General features: G+C 70.4%; 14 protein-coding genes and 1 pseudogene. 8 read left to right on the plus strand and 7 right to left on the minus strand.

The genetic code is table 11. The features are described 5' to 3' along the window. Positions 1-217: 217 nt before the first annotated feature. The 3 genes from G4X40_RS07940 (at position 218) to G4X40_RS07950 (ending at position 3,683) form a co-directional block, all read left to right on the plus strand. Positions 218-1,336, plus strand: coding sequence for an alpha/beta hydrolase (locus G4X40_RS07940; protein WP_277831545.1), 1,119 nt, complete (start codon positions 218-220; stop codon positions 1,334-1,336). A 79-nt stretch (positions 1,337-1,415) separates the two neighbouring features. Continuing rightward, the gene (locus G4X40_RS07945; RefSeq protein ID WP_277831546.1) at positions 1,416-1,724 is read left to right on the plus strand and encodes a DUF2563 family protein; all 309 of its coding nucleotides are present in this window, start codon (positions 1,416-1,418) and stop codon (positions 1,722-1,724) included. Between the two features lie 24 nt (positions 1,725-1,748). Beyond that, a complete protein-coding gene (locus G4X40_RS07950) occupies positions 1,749-3,683 on the plus strand; it encodes a putative alpha/beta hydrolase (protein ID WP_277831547.1) in 1,935 nt (644 codons plus the stop codon). 29 nt (positions 3,684-3,712) lie between these two features. On the opposite strand, the gene G4X40_RS07955 is transcribed toward G4X40_RS07950, so the two are convergent. Beyond that, positions 3,713-4,750, minus strand: a complete 1,038-nt coding sequence (locus G4X40_RS07955; protein WP_277831548.1) for a beta-ketoacyl-ACP synthase III — start codon at positions 4,748-4,750, stop codon at positions 3,713-3,715. A gap of 490 nt (positions 4,751-5,240) precedes the next feature. Between G4X40_RS07955 and G4X40_RS07960 the strand changes: the two genes are divergently transcribed. Beyond that, positions 5,241-5,627: a DUF5313 domain-containing protein gene (locus G4X40_RS07960; RefSeq protein WP_277831549.1), complete on the plus strand. Its 387-nt coding sequence runs from the start codon at positions 5,241-5,243 to the stop codon at positions 5,625-5,627. Between the two features lie 36 nt (positions 5,628-5,663). Here G4X40_RS07960 and G4X40_RS07965 read toward each other — a convergent pair whose 3' ends face one another. The 4 genes from G4X40_RS07965 to fgd form a co-directional block, all read right to left on the minus strand. Further along, the gene (locus G4X40_RS07965) at positions 5,664-6,857 is read right to left on the minus strand and encodes an acetate kinase (protein ID WP_277831550.1); all 1,194 of its coding nucleotides are present in this window, start codon (positions 6,855-6,857) and stop codon (positions 5,664-5,666) included. Between the two features lie 14 nt (positions 6,858-6,871). Beyond that, complete coding sequence (gene pta, locus G4X40_RS07970; RefSeq protein ID WP_277831551.1) at positions 6,872-8,962, minus strand: phosphate acetyltransferase; 2,091 nt, start codon at positions 8,960-8,962, stop codon at positions 6,872-6,874. A gap of 105 nt (positions 8,963-9,067) precedes the next feature. Continuing rightward, positions 9,068-9,667, minus strand: coding sequence for a suppressor of fused domain protein (locus tag G4X40_RS07975; RefSeq protein ID WP_277831552.1), 600 nt, complete (start codon positions 9,665-9,667; stop codon positions 9,068-9,070). Positions 9,668-9,705: 38 nt separating this feature from the next. Beyond that, positions 9,706-10,713 (minus strand): glucose-6-phosphate dehydrogenase (coenzyme-F420), encoded by a 1,008-nt coding sequence (gene fgd, locus G4X40_RS07980; RefSeq protein WP_277831553.1) that lies wholly within the window; start codon positions 10,711-10,713, stop codon positions 9,706-9,708. A 164-nt stretch (positions 10,714-10,877) separates the two neighbouring features. Here fgd and G4X40_RS22950 point away from each other — a divergent pair. The 4 genes and pseudogenes from G4X40_RS22950 to G4X40_RS07995 all read left to right on the plus strand — a co-directional run. After that, positions 10,878-11,228: pseudogene (locus G4X40_RS22950) on the plus strand (alpha/beta fold hydrolase); the annotation flags it as partial. 85 nt (positions 11,229-11,313) lie between these two features. Then, entirely contained in the window at positions 11,314-11,724 is a 411-nt protein-coding gene (locus G4X40_RS07985; protein ID WP_277831554.1) for an alpha/beta fold hydrolase, read from the plus strand. A 79-nt stretch (positions 11,725-11,803) separates the two neighbouring features. After that, complete coding sequence (locus G4X40_RS07990) at positions 11,804-13,648, plus strand: ArnT family glycosyltransferase (RefSeq protein WP_277831556.1); 1,845 nt, start codon at positions 11,804-11,806, stop codon at positions 13,646-13,648. 46 nt (positions 13,649-13,694) lie between these two features. After that, entirely contained in the window at positions 13,695-14,411 is a 717-nt protein-coding gene (locus G4X40_RS07995; RefSeq protein ID WP_277831557.1) for a hypothetical protein, read from the plus strand. Between the two features lie 22 nt (positions 14,412-14,433). On the opposite strand, the gene G4X40_RS08000 is transcribed toward G4X40_RS07995, so the two are convergent. After that, positions 14,434-15,627, minus strand: coding sequence for an O-succinylhomoserine sulfhydrylase (locus G4X40_RS08000; RefSeq protein ID WP_277831558.1), 1,194 nt, complete (start codon positions 15,625-15,627; stop codon positions 14,434-14,436). 99 nt (positions 15,628-15,726) lie between these two features. Continuing rightward, positions 15,727-16,212 (minus strand): rhodanese-like domain-containing protein, encoded by a 486-nt coding sequence (locus G4X40_RS08005; RefSeq protein ID WP_408642150.1) that lies wholly within the window; start codon positions 16,210-16,212, stop codon positions 15,727-15,729. Between the last annotated feature and the right edge of the window lie 118 nt (positions 16,213-16,330).

The raw sequence follows: 16,330 nt of genomic DNA on the forward strand, positions 1-16,330 counted from the left end.
GCACTCTAGATCGCCGCGGCCGACACCGGGCACTCTCGCCTGCACGGCGAGCCCGGACTGGCGACGATTTTTGTGACATATCACACTTGACCGCGCTTCGGTCTTGCCTTTCACATCCGAGCATCGGACGCTGGTAGTAACTGTAACCAACAGTTGCATCTTCAAGAATGTTCGCGATCACACACCCGCCTCGGCGACGACGGCGGCAGGGGGTCCCATGCTCAACCTCGTTCCCGACATCTCGTCCCTGACCGCGGCCGCGTCCACCGCCGCCCGCAACGCCTGGGCGCTGACGCTGGGCGGCGGGGTGAAGTCACCGAGCCCCGTCGCATCGGTGGTCCTGCACGAAGAACCCCACCGCACCCTGCACCGCTTCGGCGGCCGACCTGCCGACGGGGCCAACCCGGTGCTGTTGGTACCACCGCTGGCCGTGGCCACCTCCTGCTACGACCTGCTGCCGGGCCAGAGCCTGGTCGAGTTCCTCGTCGAGTCGGGCCGCACCCCGTATCTGGTCGACTACGGCGCCATCCGCTACGCCGACCACGGCATGGGTTTCGAGGACTGGGTCGACGACATCCTCCCGGCCACGATCCGTCGTGTCTCCGAGGACTGCGACGGTGCGGACGTCGACCTGATCTCGTGGAGTCTGGGCGGGATCCTGTCCCTGCTCACCGCAGCCGCGCACGCGGAACTGCCGATCCGGTCCATCTCCGTCGTCGGCACTCCGATCGACTACAGCAAGAACCCCTCCGCCGGCCTCCTGCGCGTATTCGGCCAGTTGACCAACGGCGAGAGCGTCGCGGTCGCGACCAGGCTGATCGGAGGTGTTCCCGCGCCGCTGGTCCAGCTCAGCTTCCGTGCCACCGCACTGCAGCGCGAGCTGACCAGGCCGTGGTTCATCGCCCGCAACCTGCACAAGACCGAGACGCTGGCCCGCATGGAGGCCATCGAGCGGTTCATGAACGCGATGCCGGGCTACCCGGCACGGCTGTACGCGCAGATGCACAAGCGACTGATCCTGCGCAACGACCTCGCGGCCGGCAGGTTCAAGCTCCGCGACCGCACCGTCGAACTGTCCGGAGTCAAGGTCCCGGTCCTGGCCGTGGGCGGCACCACCGACGTGATCGCGCCTCTCGGCTGCGTGCGGGCGGTCACGAACGTGCTGCCGGGCGCGGCCTCGGTACGTTTCGAGACCGCGCCGGGCAGCCATCTCGGCGTGCTGACCGGACCCGAGGCCCGCGAGACGACCTGGGCACACATCGACGAGTTCCTCAGCGATCTGGCCGAAGACGGCCCGGCCTCCGCAACCGCCGACCACGCCGTCGGAACGAACTGACCGAATCGCCTGATTCCCTCGTGCAGGTCCCCACCCCGTGCTAGCGTGACCGCCAGTCGATCTGACACATGGGGGGAACATGTACGTCGATTCGCATCGAATTCGCCTGGGCGCGAACCGATCACACGAGACATCCGAACGACTCGAGGACGCGGCGCGCCTGTTGACGGGGCCGTCGCTGCCCGTCGGATCGTTCGGCGGTTTTCCGGCCGCCCGCACGGCTCACGCCAGGCTGGCCGGTGCCCACCACCGTCACGTCGGACATGCCCGCACCCAGCGGGACCGGATCGTCTCGGTCGCCGACCGTGCGGTCGCCACCGCCGACGGCTTCGACGCGGCCGAGCAGCACAACCACTCCCTGCTGCGGCGCTCTCTGCTGCGACGCTGACGACGCGCACTCCCGGGACCTGCCATGCCCGCACCGTCGTTTCCACACCTGGACATCCGCACCGTCCTCGCCCGGGTTCCCGACGACCCGTGGATCATCCACGACCAACTCCTCGTCGGTGACGCACCGGCGATCGAGCGACTCGGCGATGCCTTCGCCAGGTCCGCCGTCCAGATGACCGAGGCCGATAACGCATTCACCCACGCGCGCAAGCACTTCGCCGATGGTTACCGATCCGGTGACGCCGGCGGGAAGACCACGACGAGCCCGATCGACGACTCTCCTCTGGTCACCGGGCTCGCCCACGATCTGCCGCTGTCCGCCGGGGCGCTGACGAGCACCTCCTCGGACCTCGACGCGATCGCGACGGCCCTCGCCGGTGCGCAGGCGACCGCCGGCGCCGCCCTGCCCGGGCTCGAATCGGTGCTGTGGCGCATCGACGAACGTCTTGCCGACGTCGCCGACCCAGCGGACCGCTCGGCTCTGACAGACCAGGCCGTCGCAACCGTGCGCGACGAGGGCCACCGGATGCGCACCGTGCGGGACGACTACGCCGAGTTGCTGGATGCCCGTATCGCGAACATCGAACTGCGCGCGGACCTGCGGCCCGCCCCGTCCCCCACCGGCCGGGTATCCGACGCCGTGCCCGGACCGGGCAGCCCGCCCCGGCAGGTACGCGCATGGTGGGAGAGGTTGGACGAGGCCACGCGTCAACGACTGCTCGCCACGCAGTCGGAGCGGCTCGGCAACCTGAACGGGATCCCGGTGGCAGCCCGCGGTCTCGCCAACGAGCGGGTCATGCGCGCCGACATCGACCGGATCGAGGTGGCGGCCGCGACACATCCGTCGGCCTCGGTCGACGAGATCACAGTCCACCCCGGCCGCTACGGGCTGACCGATCGTGACATCACCCGCTACACCAACGCCCGGCAGTGCGAACAGGCCCTGCTGCGTCAGTCGGACGACGGCGCGAATCCCGTCCACCTGATGACCTACCAACCGGAGTCGCTCGGTGGCCGCGGACGCGCCGCCGTCACCCTCGGCGACCCGGACACCGCCGCACGCACCGCGGTCGTCGTGCCGGGGGTCGGGTCGAGTGTCCGGGCCGGCTATCTGTCCCGCTCCGACGGGCTGAACCTGTACCGCGAGGCCGCGACGGCGGATCCTCGAACCTCCACCGCGGTCGTGCTGTGGATGGGATACGAGACCCCCGACGCTCCGAGCGACCTACGGCTCGCCACCCCGGAACTGGCCCGGCGCGGCGGCGCGCTGCTCGCCGCCGACGTGAACGGCCTCGAAGCCACGCATGTCGGTGCGGGGGCGCATGTGACGGTGATCGGTCATTCCTACGGCGCGACGACCGTCGCCGACGCCGCCGCGGCCGACGGCATGCGCACCCACGACGTGGTCCTGGTCGGGTGTCCCGGCACCGATCTGGCCCGGGGCGCCGGGGACTTCCACCTCACCGGTGGGGACGTGTTCGTCGGCGACGCCTCCAGCGACCCGGTCGGCCACATACCGGAGGCGGTCCACGGCGGCGCCGACGCCGCGCGGCTGCTGCCACAACTCGCGCCGCTCGCGCGAGCGTCCGACGCCGGCGTCGCCGGTCTGGGGAGCGATCCCGCCGCCGACGGGTACGGGTCGGTCCGATTCAAGGCGGAGGTGCCCGGTGGTCACACCCTGTCCTGGCGCGATCACTCGCACTACTTCGCGCCGGGAAGCGAATCGCTCTGCAGCATGGCGGACGTCGTCTCCGGCAACGGCTCCCTGCTCGAGGAGCACGGGATGACCGCGCGGCACCGCATCGGGGTGCCGCTGGTCGAGGTGCCCACACCGTGGGGTGGTTCGTTGCGGCTGCCGTTCTCCGGCGGACTCGCCGTCGACCCGGAGGGACTGCGCGGCGGGGTCACCGACGGTCACCGTCACGAATCGGCGCCGGCCCCCGCTCCGCGGGTCTGACCGCGCCGGTCTGACCCGCGGAGGCGCCGTTACGCGCCGGTGGCGAGCGGCGGCATGGTCACGACCTGCCCCGCATATGCCAGCCCCGCACCGAACGCCAGCAGCAGCGCCAACCCGCCCGGCTGCACCGCGCCGGTGCGGAGCAGCTGTTCCATCGCGAGCGGGATCGACGCCGCCGACGTGTTGCCGGTCTCCTCGATGTCGTGTGAGAGCGCCACCGACTCGGGCAGGTGGATGCTGCGCGCGATGACCTCGGTGATCCGCGAGTTCGCCTGGTGCGGGATGAACGCGTCCAGATCCTCGATGGCGACGCCGGCCCGCTCCAGCGTCCGCAGGGCCACCTTGCCCATCTCGAACGCCGCCCACCGGAACACCGCGGTGCCCTCCATCTTGATCCACGGCCGCTTCTGGTCGGGATTCTCCGCGAAGTCCAGCCAATCGGGCTCCTGGCGGATGGCCTCGGCCTGGGAGCCGTCCGATCCCCAGACCACCGGACCGATCCCCTCGGTCTCGCTCGGCCCGACCACCACGGCGCCGGCACCGTCACCGAAGATGAAACGCACGGTGCGGTCGGTCGGTTCGGTGGTCACACTCATCAGTTCCGTCCCCACCACCAGCACGTACTCCTCGCTGCCGCCGCGAACCAGGTCCGCGGCCAGTCCGAGGGCGTAACAGAAACCGGCGCAACCGGCCCCTACATCGAGCGCGGCAGCGCCACCGGTCCCGAGCGCATCGGCGACCAGCGCCGACGCCGGCGGCGTCTGCGTCAGATGCGTCGAGGTCGCGACCAGCACACACCCGATCCGAGCGGCGTCGATCCCGCTCGCCTCGAGCGCCCGACGACCGGCCTGCACGCCCATCGACACGGCCGACTCGTCATTTGCGGCGAATCGCCTGGTCACAATGCCCGAACGGGTCCTGATCCACTCGTCGCTCGAGTCGATCTGCTCGCAGATCTCGGCGTTGGTCACGACCCGCTCCGGGCGGTACACGCCCAGGCCCAGCATCGCCGTGTGCGCCACGGGCGGGGCCGTCGAGATCGACTTCGATCCACGAACAGCAGCCATATGCCATCTCCTCGATGCGATCCACCAACTGTCTCGCCGGTCACGTTACGCGCGTGCTGTGACCTACTCGAGCGTCTGGCTGCCGGTTCAGGAGATGCCCAGGAACGGTTCGCTCACACGGAGGCACGGGGGCGACGGCGGCCGGCACGTCCACCATCCGGCGTCGCGGTCGGCCAACCGCCGTCACGCGCAGCGTCGGCCCATTGCCAGTTGCGGATGCGGTGCACACCGGTGTGCCCGGCGTCCTTCTCGCAGCGCACGCTCGGACAGAACGGTATGTAGGCCCGTGAGCGGCACCGGGCCTGCTGTGGACGCGTCGTCGCCATGGCCTCCCCTTCGTCCGAACCGATGGACAGAACTGTCCTCCACAACACCGCCGGCTCCAAGAGTTATTCCCACCACACGGACCGATCCGCGGCGGATTCGGGCGTGAAACCGGCCCTCCCGTTCACCCGACAGCCGGCCGCGCCGTCCCTGCTACCGTGGGCCCGTGAGCACCCCCGTCAGCCTGCGTCGCCCGAGCCCGCTGCAGTACCTCGCGTACTGCTACGGCCGCACGCTGCCGCCGTCGATGAACGACTGGGTCCGCAACGACCTGGCGGGCCCCGGCGCCGGACGCAGGACCGTTGTGCGCGTGACGATTCCGGTGATCGTCCTCCTGGCGCCGCTGCTGCTGTTCCCCACCACGCCGCTGGTACTGGCCAGCATGACACTGCCGATCCTCATCCCGTTCGTCTACTTCGCGATCGCGCTCAACAAGATCTACCGCGCCGCCCGGCTCAAGCGGCACGGCCTCGACCCGGAGGCGGTCGACGAGTTGGCCCGCCGCCGCGACGAGCGGATGCACCGCGAGTACGCCGCCCGCTTCGGCCGCTGACCGGCACCTCGCAACCGGCCCACTGACCGGCACCGCTCAGACGAAGCGCCAGGCCGCCTGCGCGATCGCCAGTTCCTCGTTCGTCGGCACCACCAGCACACTCACCTCGGACGACTCGGCCGAGATGACCCGCGCGCCGCGGCCGGGTGCGCGGTTGCGCGCGGCGTCGACCGCGACGCCCAGGCGTTCGAGGCCGGCCAGCGCGTCCTCACGCACGTCGGCCGCGTTCTCCCCCACCCCGGCGGTGAAGGCGATCGCGTCGACCCTGCCGAGCACCGCCAGGTAAGCGCCGACGTATTTGCGCAGCCGGTGCACGTACACCTCGTAGGCGAGTTGCGCGGCCGCATCCCCCTCGGCCCGCAGTCGCCCGAGCTCGCGGAAGTCGTTGACCCCGCTCATGCCCTTGAGCCCCGATCGCCGGTTGAGCAGCACGTCGAGGTCCTCGACGTTCATCCCCGCGGTCCGGTGCAGATGCAGCAGGATTCCCGGATCCAGGTCGCCCGGCCTCGTTCCCATGACCAGCCCCTCGAGCGGGGTCAGTCCCATCGAGGTCTCGACGGCCACCCCGCCGCGCACCGCCGAGGCCGACGCGCCGTTGCCCAGGTGCAGCACGATCGTGTTGGTCTCGGCGGGCTCGCGGCCCAGCAACTGCGGCACCTGCCGCGACACGTACTCGTGGGAGGTGCCGTGGAAACCGTAGCGGCGCACACCGTATGCGGCGGCGACCTCACGGTCGATCGCATAGGTCGCGGCGGCCTCCGGCAGCGAACGGAAGAATCCGGTGTCGAAGACGGCCACGTGCGGGAGGTCCGGGAAATGTTCACGCGCAACCTCGATGCCGATGGCGTTCGGCGGATTGTGCAGCGGGGCCAGCTCCGAGAGCCGAACGATCTCGGCGAGCACCTCACCGGTGATCAGGGTCGGCTCGTGAAAGCTCGTGCCGCCGTGGACAACCCGATGCCCCACCGCGGCGATGCCCGCGTCGTCGAGGTTCAGGCCCGAATCCGCGAACATGTCGTAGGCCAGTCGCAGACCGGCGGCGTGGTCGGCGATCGGCCCCACCAGTTCGTACCTGCGGCCCTCGAACTCGTGCACGATCCGGCCGTCCGGCTCGCCGATCTGCTCGACCAGGCCGCCGGCGATCTCGGCCTCGCCGACCGGGTCGACCAGCTGGTACTTGATCGACGACGAGCCCGAATTGATCACCAGGACTGTCTTGTTCGAGCTCATGCGGCGGGGGCTCCTCAGTTCGCGGCGGCGATCGACTGCGCCTGGATGGCGGTGATCGCGACCGTGTTGACGATGTCCTGGACCAGCGCGCCCCGGGACAGGTCGTTGATCGGTTTGCGCAGGCCCTGCAGGACCGGCCCGATGGCGACGGCCCCTGCGCTGCGCTGCACGGCCTTGTAGGTGTTGTTGCCGGTGTTCAGGTCCGGAAACACCAGCACCGTCGCCCGCCCGGCGACCGGCGAGTCGGGCATCTTCGTGTGTGCCACCGTCGGCTCGACCGCCGCGTCGTACTGGATCGGGCCCTCCACCAGCAGGTCGGGACGGCGGTCGCGCACGAGATCCGTTGCGGTGCGCACTTTGTCGACGTCCTTGCCGGAGCCGGAGTCGCCGGTCGAGTAGGACAGCATCGCGATGCGCGGGTCGATGCCGAACTGCGCAGCCGTCTGCGCGGAGGAGATCGCAATGTCGGCGAGTTGCTCGTCGGTCGGGTCCGGCACGACCGCGCAGTCGCCGTAGGCGAGCACCCGGTCGGCCAGGCACATCAGGAAGATGCTCGACACCGTCGACACCCCGGGCTGGGTCTTGATGATCTCGAACGCCGGCCGGATGGTGTGGGCGGTGGTGTGCACCGCACCGGAGACCATGCCGTCGGCCTCACCCAGGTGCACCATCATCGTGCCGAAGTAGGACACGTCGCGCATGATCTCGCGAGCCCGGTCCTCGGTGATGCCCCGGTGCGCGCGCAGCCGCGCGTACTCCTTGCCGAAGCCCTCGAGCAGGTCGCACGCGTTCGGGTCGAGCACCCGCGCGTCGGTGAGGTCCACCCCCAGTTCGGCGGCGCGCTTGCGGACCGCCGCCTCGTCGCCGAGCAGGGTCAGGTCGACGATGCGCCGCTGCAGCAGGCGTCCGGCGGCCCGCAGCACGCGGTCCTCCTCGCCCTCGGGGAGCACGACGTGCTTGCGGTCGGCCCGGGCCCGCTCGAGCAGTTGGTACTCGAACATCTGTGGGGTCACGACCTCGGGGATCGGCACCCGCAGCCGCTCGAGCAGCGCCGGCCCGTCGACGTGCCGCTCCATCACCGCCAGCGCGGTGTCGACCTTGCGCAGCGTGCCGATTCCCACCCGCCCGCGGGTACGCGCGGCGATCTCGGCGGTCCGGAAGGTGCCGGACTCGGCGAAGATCAGCGGGAGGCTCGGCTTGAGCCCCTTGACCAGCGCGTCGATCGCGGGATGCGGTTTGAGCCCGCCGTTGAGGATGATGCCGGTCAGCGACGGGAACCCCTCCGCCTCGTGCGCGGTGACCAGCGCCAGCAGCACGTCGGAGCGGTCGGCAGGCGAGATCACCACCTGACCCTCGGTGAGCCGTTCGAGGATGTGCTCGGCGGTCATGCCGCCGACCATCACACTCATCGCCTCGCGCTGCATCAGCGCCGGGTCGCCGCTGTACAGCTCGCCGTCGAGTGCCTCCATCAGCTCGGCCATCGTCGGGGCCACCAGCAGCGGGACCTCGGGCAGCGCCCACGCGGGCAGCCCCAGCGGGTCCAGCGCGGCGGTGACCGCGCCCAGGGCGCCCGGATCGCAGCGGTTCGCGACGACCGCCGCCGTGTGCGCGTGGTTCGCCGTCAACTCGCCCAGGTAGACCTGCGCCATCTGCGCGACGGTGTCCGGGTCGCGGTCCAGTCCGCTGATCGCCAGCAGCACCGGGGCGCCGAGGTTGACGGCGATGCGGGCGTTGAAGCCCAGTTCACCGGCCTTGACGATGTCGGTGTGGTCGCTGCCGATGATCACCACGGCATCGCATTCACGCTCGACCTCGTGGAACCGGTCCACGATCTCCGCGATGGCGGCCTCGGGGTCCACGTGCACGCGGTCGTACGTCACCCCGATGCACTGCTCGTAGTCGAGGTTCGCGGTGGAGTGTTCGAGCATCAACTCGAGGATGAAGTCACGCTCGACCGTCGACCGCGCGATCGGCCGGAACACCCCGACCCGGGCGGCCGAGGCGGCCAGCAGATGCAGCAACCCGAGGACGATGGTCGACTTGCCGGTGTCCCCCTCCGGCGACGCGATGTAGATGCTGGAGGTGGTCGACTCGGCCGCTGCCATGTCGTCAGCATATGCCCGCGGACGTGACGGCACGCACCCCTGATCGGGGGTGGCGCCGGGACCTGCATCACAGCGGCATGTCCCGGCGACGGGTCACACCCCTCGTCACACCACCGGCGCGCGATCGATGTCCGAGACGTCGGCGCCGGCAGCCTCGAGCCGGGCGAACAGCGCGTCGGTCCCACTGCGCGTGGCGAACTCGAACTCGCTGTCGGAGATCGGCACCACCTGCAACCAGGTGGTGACCGCGTCGCCCTCGTCGATCAGGATCTCCAGATCGGTCCAGCAGAACGGCACGACGAGCAGCACGTGCTTCATGGCGCGGCCGTCGTCGACCGCTGCGACCGCACCGGGGATCAAGCTGTTGGGCAGCACGTGCATCGAACCACCGGCCACCGCGAAGGCGCAGCGCGCCAGCACGTCCGCCTGCGCGCGGAACCCGACGCGGCCCACGGTGATCAGCTCGGTGCGGATCGGTCGGCCGTCGTCGGCGGTGACGTTGGTCGGGAACCGCGCCAGATCGAGCGTCGAGTACGACGCGAAACCCGTTGCGGGACAAGCGTCGGCTATGACGATCGCGACCTCGTCGGGGGTCACCTCGGAATCGGCGGGGGCCTCCGGGTCGACCGGTGCACGGAACCGGACGACCCGGGTGGCCTCACCGAGAGGGTCGCGAAGGAGGCTTGCGGTCTGCTGGGCGTCCATGAACGCCCAGCCTAGTCAGCGGCCGCAGCGCGCGGCCGTCAGACCAGGGCGCGCAGACGCGGCGCCAGATCGCGCTCGAACAGCTCGAGGAACCGGCGCTGGTCGTGACCGGGGGCGTGGAACACCAGGTGGTTCAGTCCGGCGTCGACGTAGTCCTTGACCTTCGCGACCGCCTCGTCCGGGTCGGAGGCGACGATCCAGCGCTTGGCGACCTGCTCGATCGGCAGCGCGTCGGCGGCCGCCTCCATCTCGATCGGGTCCTCGATGGAGTGCTTCTGCTCCGGGGTCAGCGACAGCGGCGCCCAGAACCGGGTGTTCTCCAGCGCCTTCTCCGGGTCGGTGTCGTACGAGATCTTGATCTCGATCATCTTGTCGATCTCGGTGGCGTCCCGCTCCACCTTGGCCGCGCCCTCGGCGACCGCCGGCATCAGCTTCTCCGTGTACAGGTCCATGCCCTTGCCCGAGGTGCAGATGAACCCGTCACCGGCGCGGCCCGCGTACCGTGCGACCACCGGTCCGCCGGCGGCGATGTAGACCGGGATGCCGCCCTCGGGCACGTCGTAGATCGAGGCGCCGACGGTCTTGTAGTACTCGCCCTCGAAGTCGGTGCGCTCACCGGTCCACAGCGCACGCATGAGCTGCACGGACTCGCGCAGCCGGGCGAAGCGCTCCTTGAACTCCGGCCAGTCGCCGCGGTAGCCGGTGGCGATCTCGTTGAGCGCCTCGCCGGTGCCCACGCCGAGCATCACGCGCCCCGGGTACAGGCAGCCCATGGTGGCGAACGCCTGCGCAACCACCGCCGGGTTGTAGCGGAAGGTCGGGGTCATCACCGAGGTACCCAGCTGCAGGGTGCTGGTGCGCTCGCCGACCGCGGTCATCCACGAGATCGAGAACGGCGCGTGTCCGCCGTTGTGCCGCCAGGGCTGGAAGTGATCGCTGACCGTGGCGGAGTCCATCCCGTGGCTCTCGGCCAACACCGCCAGTTCCACCAGCTCCCGCGGCCCGAACTGCTCCGCAGAGGCCTTGTACCCGAGCTTCAATCCCACAGCGCTCTCCTCGTCCGGCGGTCGTCCGACCGCACCGTTTCGGCGATTCAATCACTATCGCACCGGCTCGCGCCGCGGTCGCCCCGGCAACCGGGACCACCCACGGAGTCCTGGAAAGATGGTTTCCCGGGAAATACCCGTAACCGGTCGTAATGTGATGACCCATGTCCGATCTGATCACCGAGCGTCGTGCCGAGTACGCCGGGTTCGGCACCCGCGAGCTCGTCCTCGCCGGCGACGGTGCCCCGCTGGTGCTGCTGCACGGCTACAGCCACACCGCCGACGTGTGGCGCCCGGTGCTGTCCCGGCTGGCCGCAGCCGGTCACGCCGCGGTGGCCGTCGACGTGCCCGGGTTCGGCGCCGCCGACCGCCTCGCCGACGGCCCGGTCATGCCGCAGATGGACAAGTTCGTCCGCGGCGTTGTCGAGCACTGGGCCGGCTCGGGACAGGTGACCCTGGTCGGCAACTCGATGGGCGGGGCGCTGACCGTACGCGCCGCGTGCACGCCGGACCTGCCGATCGCCGCGGCCATGCCGATCGACCTCGCCGGATTCGGGTTGCGGCGCTCCCTCACCCGCCTGATCGGGCTGCCCGACCGACTTGTCCCGCTGCTGCGGTTCCCACTGCCCCGGCCGGTGTTCGACCGGATCGTGTACCAGGCCGCCAAGCGCGCCACCTACGCCCACGGATCGACGGCGGATCCGGCGATGGCGGTTGGTCAACGGGTTCATCCCCGACCGCGACGCCGCGCTGCCCGCGCTCGAGTTGGGGCGCGCGGTGGTGCACGAGTCCGAGCACGACTTCCTCGCGGACCTGAGCCCGTCCGCGGTGCACTGCCCCATGACGATCGTGCACGGCACCAAGGACCGACTGGTGCCGGTCGCGGCCAGCCGGCGCCTGCACGAACTGGTCCCCGGCAGCACCCTGGTGGTGCTGCCCGGAGTGGGGCATTGCCCGCAGTTGGACGTGCCGGGCGAGGTCACCCGCCTGGCGCTGAATCTGCGTCCCTGACAATCGACCGACAGGGCTCATAGCCGACTCACAGCCTCCGCACACGGCCGTCAGATCTCGGTCGGCGACCGTGGAGATCATGGTCGACCTCCTCACGCCTGCCCGCACGTCGGAGACCCCGGCGACACGCTCCTCGCCGGAGCGGCCCCGCTTCGTCCGGCCCGCGCTGCTGGTCCTGCTCGCGGGCACCGCGGTGCTGTACTGCTGGGGTCTGAGCCGCAGCGGCTGGGCCAACGACTTCTACGCCGCGGCGGTGCAGTCCGGCACCCAGAGCTGGAAGGCGTGGCTGTTCGGCTCGCTCGACCCGGGCAACGCGATCACGGTGGACAAGCCGCCGGCCGCGCTGTGGGTGATGGGACTGTCGGGCCGGATCTTCGGGTTCAGCCCGTGGAGCATGCTGGTCCCGCAGGCGCTGATGGGCGTCGGCTCGGTGGCCTTCCTGTACGGCGCGGTGCGCCGGTGGAGCGGCCCGGTCGCGGGGCTGCTGGCCGGAACCCTGTTGGCCCTGACCCCGGTCGCCGCGGTGATGTTCCGGTTCAACAACCCCGACGCCCTGCTGGTGTTCCTGATGGTCGTGGCTGCGTATTGCGTGGTGCGGGCCACCGAGTCGGGCAGCGGGCGGTGGCTCGCGCTCGCCGGCACGCTGGTCGGTTTCGCCTTCCTCACCAAGCTGCTGCAGGCGTTCCTGGTCCTGCCGGCGTTCGGGCTGGTGTTCCTGGTCGCCGCGCCGGGCGGGTTCTGGAAGCGGATCGGCAAACTGCTCGGCGCGTGTGCTGCGATGATCGTCGCCGGCGGGTGGTTCATCGCACTGGTGAGCCTGTGGCCGACCGGGTCCCGGCCGTACATCGGCGGGTCGACCGACAACAGCCTGCTCCAGCTCGCGCTCGGCTACAACGGCCTCGGCCGCGTCCTCGGCGGCGACGGCAACATGGGCGGCGGCGCCGGCAACGCGATGTTCGGCGGCCAGACGGGCCTCACCCGGCTGTTCGGTCAGTCGATGGGCACCGAGATCTCCTGGTTGCTGCCGGCGGCACTGATCGCGCTGGTGGCCGGGCTGTGGTTCACCCGACGCACCCCGCGCACCGGCCGCACCCGCGCGGCGCTGATCCTCTGGGGTGGCTGGACCGTGGTGACCGGGCTGGTCTTCAGCTTCATGGCCGGCACCATCCACCCGTACTACACGGTCGCGCTGGCCCCGGGCATCGCCGCGCTGGTCGCGATCTCGGTGTGCGAGCTGTGGCGCGGTCGGCACCACACCCCCGCCCGGATCGTGCTGGGCCTGATGATCGCGGCCACCGGCACCTGGGGCTTCATCCTGCTCGACCGCACCCCTGACTGGATGCCCGCGCTGCGGTGGATCGTGGTCGCCGGATGCGTCGTGGTGGCCGCCGCGGTGGTCGTCGGCGTCCATCAGTTCCGCAGGGGCGCTGTCGTGGTCGCGATCGCCGGGCTGGTGTTCGGGCTGGCGGGCACGGCCGCCTACACGATCGTGACCGTGACTGTTCCGCACAGCGGCGCCATCCCCACCGCCGGACCGCGATCCGACGGCCCCGGGGGCATGTCCGGACCGCCCGGGTTGGGCGGCGCCGCGGACAACGCCGCACTGCAGGACCTGATCTCCGATACCGGAACCCGTTGGGCCGCAGCCACCATCGGCTCGCAGGGCGCGTCCAGCCTGGAACTGAAGACCGGCGCCTCGGTGATGGCGATCGGCGGATTCACCGGGTCGGACGACTCCCCGACGCTGAGCCAGTTCCAGGAATACGTGGCGGACAAGCAGATCCGCTACTTCATCGGCGGCGGGCGGATGGGCCCGATGGGCGGCCGCGGCGTGGGAGCCGAGATCGACCAGTGGGTGCAGGCGAACTTCACGCCGATCAACCTCGGCGACACCACGATCTACGACCTTTCCGCCCCGCGGTGACGAACCGCATCCATCGCCGGACACAACGAACTCGAGGAGAACAGCCATGAACGAGACCGCGCCCCATCCCGAATCCGAGCCGCCGACCGGTCCCGTCGCCGAACCGGTCTGGGGCGCTCCCCAGCCGCCGAACCCCACGTGGTCACGCAAGAAGACCCTCGCCACCGTGGCGGTGGCGGTCGTGCTCGGCGGGTGCGCCGGGGCGGCGATCTACGCCGCGGGCAACGGTTCGACCGACACCGGCGGACCCGGCGGCTTCGGCGGACCCGGCGCCCACCTGGGCGCGATGGGCGGCGAACCCGGTGGCGCGGGCCCCGGCGGCATGCGCGGATTCGGATCGCAGCAGAGCACGTCGCTGCACGCCCGGTCCGTCGTGTCCGACGGCCACGGCGGCTACACCACCGAGCTCACCCAGACCGGCAAGGTCACTGCCGTCTCCGACACATCGATCACCGCGGTCAGCGCGGACGACTACGCGCACACCTACGTGATCGACGCGAAAACCCTCACCTCCACCGGATCCCGGTCGGGTGACGGCTCCCCCATGATCGCCGTCGGCGACACCGCCTACATCACCGCAACCGCGTCGGGCGACAAGACCACCGCCACCAGCGTCATCGCCGCCGGCAAGAACGGTGAGGCAAGCACGGGCGGTGACGGCGCGGAAATGCCGCCGGCCGCCGGACAGCTGCCGCCGGTCGCCGGGCGGGGTGGGCCGTTCCCCGGCGCGGTGCCGCCCGGCGAGCCCCCGCAGGGCAACTGACCCGCACGGGTGCGCCGCGGGCTCAGCCCAGCGCCTGGGCGACGTCCTCGAGCAGGTCGTCGATGTGCTCGAGTCCGACGGACACCCGCACCACCCCGTCGGTCAGACCGATCGCGGCACGCCCCTCCGGCCCCATCGCGCGGTGCGTGGTGGTGGCCGGGTGGGTGAGCATCGACTTCGCATCGCCGAGGTTGTTGGAGATGTCGAAGATACGCAGCTTGTTGATGAACTCGAACGCGCGCGCCTTGGCCTGCCCCTCGGGGGCCTTGAGCTCGAAGGTGATCACCGAGCCGCCGCCGGACATCTGGCTACGAGCCAGGTCGTACTGCGGGTGCGACTTGAGGAACGGGTACTTCACCCAGCTCACGGACGGGTGGGTGTCGAGCAGTTCGGCGATCTTGAGCGCGTTCTCGGTCATCTTCTCGACCCGCATGCCCATGGTCTCGAGCCCCTTGACCAGTGTCCACGCGTTGAAGGCGCTCATCGAGGGGCCGGTGTGCCGGATCAGTTGCTTGACCGGGCCGTCGATGTACTCCTTGGAGCCCAGGATCGCGCCGCCGAGCACCCGGCCCTGGCCGTCGATGTGCTTCGTCCCCGAGTAGACGGTGATGTCGGCACCCAGATCGAATCCGCGCTGCAACAGCGGGGTGGCGAAGACGTTGTCGAGAACGACCTTCGCGCCGGCGGCGTGCGCCATCTCCGAGACCCGGCGCACGTCGACGAGTTCCTGCATCGGGTTCGACGGGGTTTCGAAGAAGACCGCGGTGGTCGGCTTCGACAGCGCCCGCTCCCACTGCTCGAGGTCCGGCCCGTCGACGAACTCCGTCTCGACGCCCCAGCGCGGGAGCAGCTCGTTGCAGATCACAAAGCACGAGCCGAACAGGCTGCGCGAGGCCACCAGGCGGTCGCCCTGACCGCACAGCGCCGCCAGCGCCGTGAACACCGCGGACATGCCGCTCGCGGTCGCGAAGCAGGCCTCGGCGCCGTCCATCAGGCGTAGGCGTTCCTGGAACATCTCGACGGTCGGGTTGCCGTAGCGGGAGTAGACGAACCGCTCACCCGGACCGACGAACGCGGCCTCGGCCGCCTCCGCGCTCTCGTAGACATAACCCGAGGTCAGGTACAGCGCCTCCGCGGTCTCCTCGAAGTTCGACCGCATCAGGCCGCCGCGCACCCCGAGGGTCTCGGGCCGCACGTTCTCCGGGAGTTGGCTCATCTTTCTTCCTCCAAGCGAGCATTAAGAATCAGGGTGATTTTTATTCGACAGGGGTGGCCCACTGGGGCCGGGCGCAGCGTCGAGCGGCGCCGTGGCCGGCTAGGACTGCTGCCAGGGCAGGCCACGGGCACGCCAGCCGGTCGACCCGCGGTGACCCTGCCCGTCCAGTCCGCCCTCGAATCCCTCGAGCACGTTGTACGAGGGCCCCATCCCGGCGGCGGTGGCGGCGCGGGCCGCGGCGATCGAACGCTGACCGGACCGGCACAGGAACACCACCGGATGATCAGCGGTGACACCCTGCTCGCGCAGCTGCTCGACGAAACGCGAATTCGCTTGCCCCGCCGGGTAACTCACCCATTCAGCGAACAGCGTCCGGCGGCCCAGCGAGGCCAGGTCGGGAACGCCCACGTAGCGCCACTCGGCGTCGGTGCGCACATCGACGAGCACGGCGGTCGGGTCGGTGCGCAGCAGCTCCCACGACTGCTCGGGAGTCAGGTCACCCGCGTAGCCATCCACAGCGGCGGCGGCGCCCACCGGGGCACCCGACGCGCGGTCCGGGTTGCCTGCATTTCCCTCAACGCTCATAGTCCAAGGGTTCCACATCCGGCAAGGTCGTCCCCCGGCAACCGCCTGCGGGGGCGCTCCAGGACCGGGCGGGGCGGTGCTCTGTTCTAAACTGAGGTGTCGAAGTCCGCAGTCGAAA

Origin of the sequence: Speluncibacter jeojiensis (assembly GCF_029589495.1) — a bacterium.
Classification (GTDB): domain Bacteria; phylum Actinomycetota; class Actinomycetes; order Mycobacteriales; family Mycobacteriaceae; genus Speluncibacter; species Speluncibacter jeojiensis.